The sequence below is a fragment of the Vibrio mediterranei genome (assembly GCF_013364395.1).
Classification (GTDB): Bacteria; Pseudomonadota; Gammaproteobacteria; order Enterobacterales; family Vibrionaceae; genus Vibrio; species Vibrio mediterranei.
On the sequence record NZ_JABXGK010000006.1, the window covers coordinates 26,290 to 39,596 of the forward strand.

11 protein-coding genes are annotated in these 13,307 nt (G+C 38.3%); 6 read left to right on the forward strand and 5 right to left on the reverse strand.

Annotated elements, in window-relative coordinates; genetic code table 11:
* Positions 1–132: 132 nt before the first annotated feature.
* The 4 genes from HOP38_RS16050 to HOP38_RS16065 all read right to left on the reverse strand — a co-directional run bounded on the left by HOP38_RS16050 (position 133) and on the right by HOP38_RS16065 (position 6,203).
* Positions 133–1,311, reverse strand: a complete 1,179-nt coding sequence (locus tag HOP38_RS16050) for a DNA-binding transcriptional response regulator (protein WP_198558478.1) — start codon at positions 1,309–1,311, stop codon at positions 133–135.
* Positions 1,304–1,759, reverse strand: coding sequence for a response regulator (locus HOP38_RS16055; protein ID WP_198558479.1), 456 nt, complete (start codon positions 1,757–1,759; stop codon positions 1,304–1,306). The genes HOP38_RS16050 and HOP38_RS16055 overlap by 8 nt, the downstream gene beginning before the upstream one ends.
* A complete protein-coding gene (locus HOP38_RS16060; protein WP_198558480.1) occupies positions 1,756–5,115 on the reverse strand; it encodes a hypothetical protein in 3,360 nt (1,119 codons plus the stop codon). The genes HOP38_RS16055 and HOP38_RS16060 overlap by 4 nt, the downstream gene beginning before the upstream one ends.
* Before the next feature lie 773 nt (positions 5,116–5,888).
* On the reverse strand, positions 5,889–6,203 hold the full coding sequence (locus tag HOP38_RS16065) for a helix-turn-helix domain-containing protein (protein ID WP_198558481.1): 315 nt from the start codon (positions 6,201–6,203) through the stop codon (positions 5,889–5,891).
* Between the two features lie 104 nt (positions 6,204–6,307).
* Between HOP38_RS16065 and HOP38_RS16070 the strand changes: the two genes are divergently transcribed.
* Complete coding sequence (locus HOP38_RS16070) at positions 6,308–6,838, forward strand: hypothetical protein (RefSeq protein WP_198558482.1); 531 nt, start codon at positions 6,308–6,310, stop codon at positions 6,836–6,838.
* Positions 6,832–8,211, forward strand: a complete 1,380-nt coding sequence (locus tag HOP38_RS16075; RefSeq protein ID WP_198558483.1) for a DEAD/DEAH box helicase — start codon at positions 6,832–6,834, stop codon at positions 8,209–8,211. The genes HOP38_RS16070 and HOP38_RS16075 overlap by 7 nt, the downstream gene beginning before the upstream one ends.
* 200 nt (positions 8,212–8,411) lie before the next feature.
* Here the strand turns inward: HOP38_RS16075 and HOP38_RS16080 are convergent, their stop codons facing one another.
* Positions 8,412–8,690, reverse strand: a complete 279-nt coding sequence (locus HOP38_RS16080; protein WP_198558484.1) for a hypothetical protein — start codon at positions 8,688–8,690, stop codon at positions 8,412–8,414.
* Between the two features lie 257 nt (positions 8,691–8,947).
* On the opposite strand from HOP38_RS16080, the gene HOP38_RS16085 reads away from it, so the two are divergent.
* The 4 genes from HOP38_RS16085 (at position 8,948) to HOP38_RS16100 (ending at position 13,205) form a co-directional block, all read left to right on the forward strand.
* Positions 8,948–9,226 carry a hypothetical protein gene (locus HOP38_RS16085; RefSeq protein ID WP_242456550.1) on the forward strand — a complete coding sequence of 93 codons (279 nt, stop codon included), beginning with the start codon at positions 8,948–8,950 and terminating at the stop codon, positions 9,224–9,226.
* A gap of 167 nt (positions 9,227–9,393) precedes the next feature.
* Positions 9,394–9,867, forward strand: a complete 474-nt coding sequence (locus HOP38_RS16090) for a hypothetical protein (protein WP_198558486.1) — start codon at positions 9,394–9,396, stop codon at positions 9,865–9,867.
* Between the two features lie 491 nt (positions 9,868–10,358).
* Positions 10,359–11,552, forward strand: a complete 1,194-nt coding sequence (locus HOP38_RS16095) for a hypothetical protein (RefSeq protein WP_198558487.1) — start codon at positions 10,359–10,361, stop codon at positions 11,550–11,552.
* A gap of 42 nt (positions 11,553–11,594) precedes the next feature.
* On the forward strand, positions 11,595–13,205 hold the full coding sequence (locus tag HOP38_RS16100) for a hypothetical protein (RefSeq protein ID WP_198558488.1): 1,611 nt from the start codon (positions 11,595–11,597) through the stop codon (positions 13,203–13,205).
* Positions 13,206–13,307 lie beyond the last annotated feature (102 nt).

A 13,307-nucleotide genomic window follows, 5' to 3' on the forward strand; every position in this document is an offset into this window, starting at 1 on the left:
GTAATTTGTACCTTTCTAGAAACAGTGTCAACGGCATAGCTCGAATGTACGCGATACTGGTTTACTTTCAGCCCTGCAAGGGCTGGCCTCCAATTAGTTCATTTAAAACTATATGTTAGTGCTACAATAGCGCTATACCAAAAAATACACTGCAACAGCAATGAGTAATAGAGGATAGAGCATCTTCACATGAGAGGATATTCTCGCAATAAGAGTGAAAAACTCTTGGAGGAAGCCTATCTTTATTTCTTCATTATTGGCCACAACTTCACCATTAAAGATTGGCAGCCAGTATTTCTTTAAAAACGCCCCATCTCGATTAAAAAACATACTATGACCACCACGAAAGAAACGGTTTGTCACCTTGCTTGAGCTGAGACCTCTAAAGCCAGTTAAACCAGCCATACCAGTTCCTAGTACGGCAGCTTCGCTAATTAGCAAAGGAACGTCATTAACTGCACAATCATTCACAATGGTTATATTTTTCAAATGATCTAACTTTGAAAAATCGTAATCTTGATCTAATACACTTCCACTTAAGACAATACACTTAATGCAGCTTAGGTCCACATTGCTTTTAATATTTTCCAATGCCTTTACTGTTAAATAGGTACCGAAGCTGTGTGAGAAGAAAATAATCTGTTTTGCTTTATTGTTCTTCAACCAATCAACAAGGTCACTTTCTAACCTAGATACTATTTTCTTTCTTAGTGAGGGGAACAAAAAAGTAAAAAAATCAATACCTACAAACTTAAACCCAAGATGTTCGATATCCTTTCCATTATTATCCTTCTTCACCTCAGAAAATAGAAACTCTTGCCATGAACCAAAAGTTCTTATTCCATGAACAGTAACAACGGCATAGTCTTTTTCAACTTTTCTTGTTATATTACTACGATTAATAGCATATCTAATTGCTTCTTTCTTATTGTTCAACCATGATATATCACTGGGCTTAGCATAATCTAGTGAAAATCCGATATCACTGAACTCTCTTTCTTTTTCCTCTAGATTATCTTTTAGCGCTGTATACCCTATTATTTTCTCAGGAGGCTCAACCCTTCCTCGTGAAATATCACTAAGTATCTTAACCCCACCCCAATCATCTATTTCTATTCCTTTATCGAAATTAGGAAGAGCCATATCTAAAAAGACCACACTATATGTAATCTTTCGAAGCAGAGTTCGAGCATGATTTATCGATAAGGATTCGTCAATTTGTTCATCGTCCAAGTCGAAAATTTCTACGAGAGTTCTTTTTATCAAAGTCAGTCTAGACTTATCATCATCAACAATGAGCAGCTTAGGCATTTGCAACAAACTCCTTTAGCTTTTCCTTCCACTGTGAGCCAGAATGCTCATAAAAAATAGCCCCCTTAAAGCTATCAGGGTATTTTTCTTTAGCAAACTCATTAATTTCATGCAAGCTCATGCTGTTATCTGCCGTGGACAGGGATTCATATTGAGTCAAAAAAACAAAGTTTACCTCTATATCTCTTCTCGATATTTGCCTAGCGATATCTAGGCCAGCCAATGCTCGAAAATCATTATTTAACTCGTCTTTATTCTTATCAAAAGTTGGCAAGCTCATATCTATAATAGCCAGTTCATATGCACCTGACACCAAAGATCTAACAGCAGAAGAGTATGAAACAACTACATCTACATTATTACAAAAAAGATCTGATTCTAAATAATTCAAAACACTTTTACTTTTGTAATCGCCATCTTCAACTAGTAGTATTTTCCTACCATTCATAACATAACCTTCTGATAAAAAATATTATTATCTAAATCAATTTCAAAATTAAATCTTGGAGAACTATCTACCAAATATCTATATATCTTATATAAACCTGTACCACCTTCGCTAACTAACTTTTCATAGTCAGAATCTGGACTAAAATTTTTAACTTTGTCAACGTAGTCGTTACTTAAAATATAATCTTTCTTTCTATCATCTATCTCATTGCTTATGACGATATTAGTTTTATCTTGCAATGTAATGCTAATTGTTGTTTGACTTGAGTTGTTGCCATGAGATAAACAATTCTGATAGATTGAAATCAATGCCCTTACAACACCTAAGGCTTCAATGGAAGACAGAGAAGTATTATCTGGACCAATATTAATCTGACTTCTATCGATGTTAAGAACTTGAGGGTTGTAAATCGCTGATATTGATTCAATAGATGAGGATAAAATATCAGTCATAAGAAACTCACCTTCAATCAAAACATTTGGTCTAACGAACCAAGATTCTACTTGTGATATTTCTTCTACTATATGAACCTTCGCATTAGATAGTTGCTCAGTCAATTTGGTTAACACCAAACCAGTAGAGTTCAATTTTTTCTTAAGCTCATCTATAATAGCTACAAATTTAATTTTGAGAACTTCATTAAACTTATTGCAAATATCAGAAAAGTTCTTATCAAGCTCTGACCAAATATACTCTTCTAAAACCAGAATCAAATCTCTGGTCTCTAAGTCAGTAATGTTATCAGGATCTGAAAAACTAATTTCATCTAATTTAGAGCCAATAAAGTCAGCAAACCTATCTAGATTATCTTGGCTAAGTGCAAAATTAAATATAGCATTTTCATTACCTCTAACCTCTGAAACCGTAGGCCAAGAGTTCGCTTCTTCTATTAAATTATCAATATCTTTTGAGAATGACTTCAGACAGTCATCGACATAATTAACAAAGTCATCATTAGCGATGTTTTCTAGGTAATTACGCCAATATACATTTGGTTCGTATTCCCCTTCTAAACCTACTATTGTTACTAAGTTAAGTCCTTCGAATACACTCCTAAGTTTGTTTGGTAGTACACCATGGCGGATTTCAGAGCTAAGTGAGCGCGCTAACCCAAAGTTACTATCTGTTATAAAATCCTTGACTACCTTTTCATAAAGATTTTCATAAATGTATGTTCTTAAGTTCTTCTGCTTGTTTTTAGAGTCTTCTTCATTAGTAATATCATCAAACAAAGACTCAACAATTGACTCATCGATATCTTTGATCATAACAATGTTTTCAAACTTAACTCGGTATTCGTTTAAATTACTTTTAATGATTCCATCGACATCTATATAAATTTTGTTCTTGTCATGCTGAAGCGTTAATGAGCTAGAGAGGATTTCTGCTAAGATACGCTTCTCTTCTTCTAGTAGTAAATAATTTTCACCTTTAGCATTAATTAGGTTTCTTACTATCTTCAACCTTTCTAAAATTAACTCTTTACCACTAGTAAAGCTCAATAAATTACTCATTATTTCAGTGCTGCAAACTTCAGAAAAGAAGTAAAAATACCTCTCATCATCAAGGCTAACTGAAGAAAATAACTCACTTGGTTTACTTGAGCAGTTATCAACAAGATAGTCTTCGAGCATCTCTGAGACATTAACTTTATAGTTAGAGTTTCTAACAATTGAGTATAAATACACACATATTAAGGAGGAAATTGAGCTGGCTAATCTGGGAGAAGATTCAATTCTATTAACAACTTCTTTTAATGGGTAAAGAATTACATTATATGTATCTTTTATACACTCTCTAGATATTAAATCTATAACCTTTTCTGCCATTCCAGACTCAAGATACATTTCACATTTCAAGAAATTAACTTCTGAAGAAGTTATATCATCAAACCTATCTAGGCTTTTTAATATTTTCTCTATTTCATCTTCCTTTATGTCACCTCTCTCAATTAATGATTGTGCCTTACACCTTGCTTTTCTGCTATCAGATAAAACATCAGACTTATCATTAATTGAGAAATTAAACCTAGCATCAGATTCAAAAATCACATCTTTGTGTCTAGGAGTAACAGAAAAACCTAGAGCATATGCTTCACTGCATGATTCTATATACGATTCTTTATTAATAAATGGGTATGAAGAGTATATAGATGGTCTTAACGATTTAAATAGATCTAGTGTATAATACCTAAAATTAATTTCTTCAATAAACTTCAAAATTGAATCATATCGAGAAGGAGTACTATGTAATACACATATTTGAGTCACTATATTCTCTTCCAGCTTACCGGAGAATATATTTGGGTCAATATCAACATCATCACCATATAAGTGCAAAATAGATTTAGCCTTTATATCAAGATAGCTTAGATCTCTGCCAATACTACTTGATGTCTCTTCAATTACTTGTTGATATTTACCTTGGCTATACAAATCTATCAGGTGAAATTTATCTCCATTAGATTCCACTTCACTATTTATTTTTTTATTAATGATATCTTCAACTCTTAACCAATAGTCATCATTAGTTGCAGTATAAATATCATTGATGAATCTTAAATAAAGGTCATGCTTTTCTGATTTTTCTCTTTTGATTGCATAATCAAAAAATATCTTTTTGAATAGAATATACTTGTCTAATGGATTTAGAATCTCAGCGATTTCTATCGCTTCATCTATTTCTCTATCAACATCGTATATTCTAGGCATAATAAGTGTTGATAACATGTCAACATATCCAGACATGTTATTGTTTCTATATTCCCTTTGGATATCTGAGAAATAGTTTTTTAAAAATGCATCGATACTAGATGAAGAATGTTTATAGAACAGGTAAGTTAGTAGTTTTATTTCATTTTCTGATATGCTGATAGAGTTTATATAATTAAGTATGTCTTCTGGGTTTTTTAAGTCATATTTTAATGAAATTCTTGCGTCTACCGACCAAAATGTAATCCCATATTTAGCATTAACTATATCGATAAGTTCTATGCACTTATCATGGTCACCTCTGATGAGACAGTTTTCTATTTCTGATTTTTTTGCTTCAAATCCATAAATAATGTCTTTATTTTTTTCAAAATATGCCACCAATGAAAACAAAACAAACTCTGCACCAAGGTTAACGAAGTTATTGGACCCATTGGTAAAGACTTTCTTGTTCTCTGGTGTGATGAGCTTATCAAACTGAGGAACATTTCCCGATGCTAGTGCAATGTTTACTATTGACTTACTAGGTAAACCGAAAATCTTATGTCGCAACTTTTCAAGGTGATACTTCTTTGTTTTCTTGCCATTACCTGACCTCAAGGCTTCTTTAATAACTCCTGAGAATCTTGTATGCTTTGCCATAACAACCTAGTCCTTTCTGACATCTAATCTATCTTTATTTCGACAATCTTACCCCGCGCAGTTCTATAGATCAGCATATAGATGCGTATTTTTATTTAATATGAGAAGAAATAGGGCTTGCGTTGCGTAGTTCTAGCGAACTAAACCAGAGACCTACGATCTGAGCAGCTATACCCATCACACCTTATTGACTTATGCTAAAGGTGAGTTACAAACTAACAGGAAAATGTAAATCAACGCGTTATTTTTTCGTGGTTGTACTCATGGGATATCACCTACCTGCCGCCCTAGTTTCGAGAGCAACTCAATTACGTCATGCCTTCGCAGCGTCACAATGGAAAAGATGGAGAGATCTTGGCGTATTAAGCAGAAGTATTGCGAGCAGCAAAGATTAAGAACCCTGAATGTTGTTCTCGTGAAACGACCAACTGTGAGCCTGTTGGTGACGTGCACGTAAATCCAGAAAGAGACGCCGCTTAGGTAGTAAATAAGCGAATGATGACAGCTACCTTGAAAAACAACGCCTGTCGACCAGCATGGTGGCAGGGTGAAATTAGCAACGATATTGTAGGCGACGTTATCCAGATGTCCTTCTATGAATGCATCTTTGCGATACCAGTCTTAATTCATTAGTTGCTAAATTAGTAAATTCACCACCTCATTATTGTCCAATAGCGAGTTAATTTAATCACTGGTCGTGTTGATCACTGGTCGCTTGGCACATTCTAGTCGCGACCGACCAGCGGGCATAAGATCGAATATGAGCTGCCGACCTAATTTTCTTCGGAACCGCTCAACTTATTGATAAGCTCTTGCCTCTCCTCTTCACTCAATTTTGCAATCAAGCAAGCTAACTTGGCAGAGCTTTCTTCTTCACAAAAGAAATAATTCAAAGGGACGCCAAGCTCGTCAGCAATGAGCTTTAGAGTCTGTATGTCAGGAGCGTGTTTGCCTTTCTCATACTGATTCATTCTGGCACTTGCCGAACCCTCATCCATACCTATTCGCACTCCCAAGGATTTCTGGGAGAGTTTGGCTTTTTTACGCGCTTCTTTGAGTCGCGCTGGGATTGGGTTAGTAAATGACATTTTCGGTTCATGTGTAAAAACCTACAGTAACTAAGATTTTCTTAGTTTTATCGATTTCTGTATACTAAGCAATCCTTAGTTTTTTGATTCTACAAGAGTTGTAAATGAAACGTTCGACGAAAATCAGTGCGATTATGCACAAGTTATTGATTGAAAAAGGTATGGATGGTTTTTCGGTTATTGAACTACGCGACGCCTCTCTTTCTGTTTGTGATCTTAGAAAAGTGCCTGATGAGGCAAGAAAAATACTCTACAGACAGATCCTTCGTTTTGTGAGTAACGGTTGGCTTGAAAGTGAGGGAGAAGGACGAGATAAAAGATACTTTCAAACGGATTTGTTTCGCTCTCTTAATGTGAAACCCAAAGTCGAACGGAAGAATGCCCACTCTCCAGCTAAACCCACTTCAGATTATTCGGTATTGCGCCATGAGCGAAACCAGTACAAAGCTGAGTTAGAGATTGTTCTGGGTGAGATCGACGAGTACCAATCGCTCAATCGTCGTTTCCCTGAACTGGAACAGAGGCTCAATCCAATGTTGCAACAAGCGAGAGAGCGCTCAGCACATCTATTTGGTAGAGTTAACGTACTAACCAACGTGATTAACACCATCTTTTCGGATGTTGCCGAATGTTGAGGAAATGGCAGCAAGAATGCTCTGAAAGAGCGTTACAAAACTACAAAAACATGCACCCCCACTTTTTTTGCCAAGCCACTCCAGGAGCAGGGAAAACAGTATTGGCGGCACATATTGCTTCCAGGTTGTTGAAGGGTGACATGGTTGATCTTGTTTTGTGTTTCTCACCTTCGCTAACGGTATCAGATGGGATAAAAAGAACCTTTTCAGCAGTCCTCAATTGCACTTTTAATGGTGGGTTGGGTTCGATTGGGCAGTCGCTTACTTACCAATCTATTCAATTTCTCAGCGAAGAGTTTTGGCAGACACTACGTAACTATCGAGTATTTGTTGTGTTTGATGAGATACACCATTGCTCTGGCTCCGAGTATGAGAAAGCGAACGTTTGGGGACAACAGATCCTTGCCAAGATTCAGGGACTGGCTACCTATACATTAGCGCTTTCAGGTACACCTTGGCGTTCAGATGCATTACCGATAGTGATAGCGCGGTATAGCGACCCCGATGGGCAAATCTTGGTCGACTATCAATACACTCTCAAACAAGCCGTCGCTGACCATGTATGTAGAGCACCACGAATTGTACTCGTAGACAATGAACACTTGTCGATAACTAGCGACGGAAAAGCAGAATCGTTTTCATCGATTCTAGAGATGTTAAAGCAGACTAAAGCTTCTTATCGGAGCGTAATTCAAAATGAAGAAGCTATGGAATATCTGCTTGGACTTGGTTGTAGAAAGCTAGCGGAGATACGTACTCAAAATCAGAATGCTGGAGGGTTAGTCGTTGCTTCTTCTGTTCAACATGCCCAAGAGATTAAAAAGATACTTTTGCATAAGTATCAGCAAACTGTTTCTATCGCGACCTATCGTCATGAAGCCCCTTTAGCTGAGATTGAACGTTTTCGGAAGAATAGTACTCAGTGGATAGTCAGTGTTGGGATGATTAGTGAGGGTACGGATATACCAAGGCTTCAAGTTTGTTGCCATATCAGCTCGGTTAAGACAGAGCTCTACTTTAGGCAAGTGCTGGGGCGGATTCTACGAGTGAGTCATGCCTCGCACCAACAGGCTTGGTTATTCACGTTCGCAGAGCAAAGCTTGATAGAGTTTGCCGAGAGGATAGAACAAGATATTCCAGAATCTTGTATGCTCACTAAGGCAGGCACTCCTGGAACTTTCGCAGCAAGTGAATCAGGACGAAAGGAAGTTGCTAAAGACCTCAATATTGGTCTCGTAAGCGGCAATGCTGACTTGAGATGGAATGGTGCTGCTGACCTCGGTAGTATGGTAAATGGTGTTACTAGTCTTGCTTATGAGGTTCAGTTTAGTGGGTTCAAACAGCGCATCATTTCAGCGTTTCAAACAGCTTAATAATGGATAAATGTGAGCTATTTAGTTTGCGTTTTATCGTTGAGACTCAAATGCAACCCGTTAATCGTCTTGTTAATACAGTGTCCGAAAAGATATCACATCACGTGATAGTAGTTTTCTTCCACCTTTGGGCGTAGTTAAAGTGTTGCTGATTCGCAGTTGTACACAATATACCTCAACCAACAGTCAGCACACCAACTCTAATGATAAACCTGCTCCATCTTATGCACCCACCCGATGAAACGCACAGCTTCCTCCAAGACTGTAGTATCAAAGTTCACCGACAGATCCGTGTCAGCCATTGCAATCAAAAACAGAATATCGAGATCAGAGAGCCCATTGACCAAGTGCCAATCTATTTCATCCGATTCGTACTTTTTGATAGCTTTTCGCAAAAGGGTAAAAAGCTGGGGGAGTTGCTGGTTCGTGACCAACTCCGCCATATTAACCAGCGACAGTAGTAATAGTTTCGTATACATGAGAACCAATCTATCAGACTATCTAACAAAATTAGTTTGGAAAAAGTATGACCTTGTTTGACGTCGGCCAAGATTAGTAAACTGCTCCGCTCAGCATGGCTCTTTCGTGACTATTGGATTATAATTTAACTGTATATACAACCAGTACCAAGTATGTGTATAAGTCAATTCACATAGTTAGATCCTATCGCGTCGACAGGATAAACGAATATGGACCGATTGGGCACAGTCGACATAATGACGGAACGGTAGAAGCTTTGCTCAAGAACGGCAAAACGTTTGCCGTACCCTTTGGTGGCTTTATTGAAGGTAGTAATTTAGTTGGTCTGAAAAGGGTAAAGCTACTCCATATCCGCTACCTCTGCGACGACGAACAGGCACTAATACCAAGTTATCAGATACCGAAAAATCATTACTTGGTTGGAGTTTTTCTTGAACGCAAGCTTTATGTCTTGCTTTTTGATGGTCAGCCAAAGCACTTTCTTGATAACAATGCTGATTTTGACGGAAAGAACAATGTGGTTAGGTTGATATAAGATGTCCGGTGTAGAACAGGTTTTCTCATTGTTGACTCGGTTTCTAGAGCAAACCTTACGTTATGGCTAGTAACTCAGTGCGCCATAAATTTATTAATCCACCATGGTATGTGATCATTAACATGCAGAAGCACTTTCTAAATCAAATGATAAGGATTCAAACTTCAGTGAATTTGAAAAAGCTCGATAAGTTGGGGGCGGATTATAATAGCTTTGATCCTGGCATAGAACGTTCTGTTAGGTGCACATGGGCCCTACATATGTATATGCAACATGTATTTCGTGCAAAGCTTTCAGATTCACTTGTTCAAAAGATCAACAGAGTAAATGAGACTTTGGGAGTCACAGTACAGAGCATTGATTTAGATGACTACAAACATGACTTTACGACATCAGAGACTCTCAATAAATTGATTGAGGAAAATGAATATCCTAAGTTCTTATGGATTTACGGTGTGGATGCCTTAAGAAACTCCCGTTTTTCAAGTTGGTTACGTTCTAAGTTAGCCGTGAGAGCCACCAAAAACCTGAGAGTGGTTTTTGTTGCTGATTCTCAAGAGGTTTATCGGGAGGTTTTTTGTGACCAGAGAGCTCGCTTTTATCAATCTACGATGCCACTTCACATACATACTAGTGACTAACCCTGCACAGAAGCGAGACAAACCGAGTTGGTTGTTCCGAAAACAAGGAAAGGTTTGACTCAGAGCCTTCACCGTCAATGATTTCTAACCAATCGTTGCCCCATTCCGTGCTGGCAACTAGGAAGAAATCCTTCTCGGTTGCCTAAATCACCTTTGCCCCTTTCCGTGTCAATAACCTAAATCCAAATCCGGTCATTCCTGCGAAGGCAGGAATCTACTGACAGCCCCCGCTGAATCATATGGTCCACTCCGCAAACTAAGTGACGAGGCTAGCTTATTTTTGCCCCAAAGCGAGTTGGAGAGGCTTACTATACTCCTGTGTAGATACTCAAACCTTGCCGTTTCCATGTATTCGCATGACCTTTCCATCTTTCACGCAGACAGTCGAAGTGCTGGATCTGTTAACTGTCTGATTGAACGTCACTATTGTCGATGTTAACTTTAGAGTCATTCAAGGATATATGGGTTAGGCATCACACAGAGAGGATTGCATGTCCGAGGGATTGACTGAATCAGAAAAATTTGTGAACTCTATTAGTGAGAGAGCTTTTCTTAATCTTTGGACTCATCCAAATCCAATTGGGAAGAAAGGAAAAGAGCTTTGTGATTGCTTAATTGTCTGCGGAAACCATATCGTTATTATTTCTGTAAAGGATATTAAGTACAAAGATACAGGTGATGAAGCTGGCTGGAAGAGGTGGACTAAAGCAGCAATAGATAAGTCGGCTTCTCAAATATGGGGCGCAGAACGATGGCTAGATTCTTCTGTTGAGTTCACCAGGCACGATTGCCGAAAGGTAGAATTGCCACCAAAAGAGGAGCGAATCGTACATCGTGTATCTGTATCACTTGGGGCTCAACGAAGAATACCCACAAAGTCGGGAGACCTAGGTTATGGAATCGTACATGTTTGCGATGAGTTTAGCCTTGGAGCAATTTTTGGCCTTCTAGATACGATCACGGACTTCGTTGGTTTTCTTTCCGAAGTTGAGGCTCTAATAAACAGGGCCAATATAGTTTTCAGCGGCGGTGGCATTGAAGACTTATTGGCTATCTATTTATTAAACAATCATTCGTTCCCTTACGAAGAAGCTGATTTACTAATAATTGATGATACGGTTTTTGGAGGGTTCATAGACTCTGATGACTACAAAGCGATCCAAGAGTCTTATAAGGATTCATATTTTTGGGACAAGTTGATCGAGCATTTTGTGGGTGATCTCCTTACTGATGGAATGTTTGAATATGGCACAAATCAAGTCACTGATAATCAGCAGGCTCTTGTTCAAATGGCCCTCCAGCCGCGTGGTCACAGAGCAAATCTAGTCGATGCCTTTTCTGAGTTTTTACAGAAGCCTGAGTTAAACATTGCTGCAAGAGTAGTTTTGGCACACAAAAACACGGCATTTGTATTCCATCTAGGGCCAAGCAGTGATCGAGAAGCCAGGGTTCAAGAGCTAGGTTTAAGGTGCTTGGTTGTAAGAGGTCGCCTTCCCGATGTCCAAATTGTAGTTGGAATATCAAGAGATAAGTTGGGGCCGTCAGAGGTTGGGTACTCTCACGATATTGTTTATGTAGATATCCCAGAATGGAATGATGATTTCGAAGAACAAGTAATTGGAATACAAAAAGAACTCGGTTACTTCGAAAACGCATCCTGGGCAAAGAAACCAGAAAACTCCTAACAACAGCGCCGCTGTCGGCGAAAAAGGAAATAATTTTTAAGTATGTCAAATAGTCCTTTTGAAGACTTTATCGACTTTTTATCCAACAAGCACGGCGAAGAGCTTTGGGTTACAGTCTATAAACGCGAGCCAATTAACAATACTGATCATGATGGTGGAATGTATTGCGCCCTTGTTAGTCAAGAAAAAACGGAACATGCAATGAAGCGATCTGGCTGGGACTTGATGATAGGCAGTGGGGGGCCAGGTTTTTGTACGTCATATCAAGATGGTGAAGAAATTACGACTTACTACACCAGTTCAGATGATGATTTTTTGAGACCAATTCTAGTTCGAGATTTTCATGGAAGAAAGGAAGACTACATAGAGATTCTTGAAGAGTTTCGCCTGTTTCACAACCTATATCATGACAACAAAACTGGCTCTTTTCTCAGCTTCGATGAAGCTGGTGATGAAGTTGAAGTGATAAAAGTGGAACGAAATGAAGTAAAAATCCGAAAGCGATACTTACGTTCCTTTATGGCCGCACGCCAGATGAACCTGCTTCTATATTTTGAACTGACTCGGCATTACGAGCAGAGAACAGGTTTTTCTGACGACGTAAATGGTGAATTGCTTACCTACTCAATCTATTCCGGAGATTCATATTCAGATGGGTACACATCTTTTTCGAGGATCTTAGGAAAAAAGCTGATTCGATGTGAATCCGTGGAAAAGTGTGGTGTATGGCCATTTGAGCAAGAGAAGGTGTATCAGGATTTCATTATTGATGGCGATATTGATGACCCCGAAATGTTTTCGTGTAACCCTGATCTGTTGGCTAATTATTTCGGCGCTAATCCTGATGCTCCTCATTACCTAACTCCAGTATTTTTTCGTAAAGAAGTTATGCAGAAATACTATAGTTCCTCTGATTATGAAATCACAGATGGGCATTTATACAGGACTGGTTCGTGGAGTTTGAGGTTTGACAATAATTCACCAAATCATGTGTCAGTATTTTTGGGGGATTTAGGCAGGGACTTGCCAAGTAAAGAACAGGTTTATTGGAAAAGCTTTAATTTGATACCCGACGGAAGAAAAATTAGTAGAACAAACTTTGAACGGAGCTTTTTGGGCAATTTCTACGATGCTGAAAATCCAGAGCACAGATTTAAACAGAAGTTTAGAGACATACAAGAATATTGGTACGAAAAATACGGCTGGTATCTTTTCTTGCCTCTTTCTACTAAGGATGAGCATTTCTATGAATCGTTGCGGTCAATGCTAAGTAATGAACAGTCGGAATTTGACGCTCAAGTGCTTGCTCTTACAAAAATCACGATAGACTCAATAAACGTAAAGTCGCTTAGAAATCACCTCGGAGTAACTGACAAATCGACTAAATCAATATCATTGATGGAAGCTCTTCTTGAAAAGTTAGAGTCCGCGCACTTTTCGGCTCTATCCAGACTATTGAAAGGGGTTCAGTCCGTTAGATCAACTGGTGTAGCACATAGAAAAGGTACGGAATACGAAAAGACTATGTCAAAGCTAAATATTGATGAAGGGGATTACGCTTCTGAGTTTGATCAACTTTTATTGGGAATGCACTTTCTTTTCGAAGAAATTATGAAATTGGACTTAGACAGCGACAATGAGCAACATGCCTAACAAAGCGCTGCTGTCGGATAAATTTTCAGCTGCGCTACAAATTTTCCGCAGAGCGCGGAGTTACTTCCAGCCTCTATAACTCGTTTCTGTCCAAAAACGAGT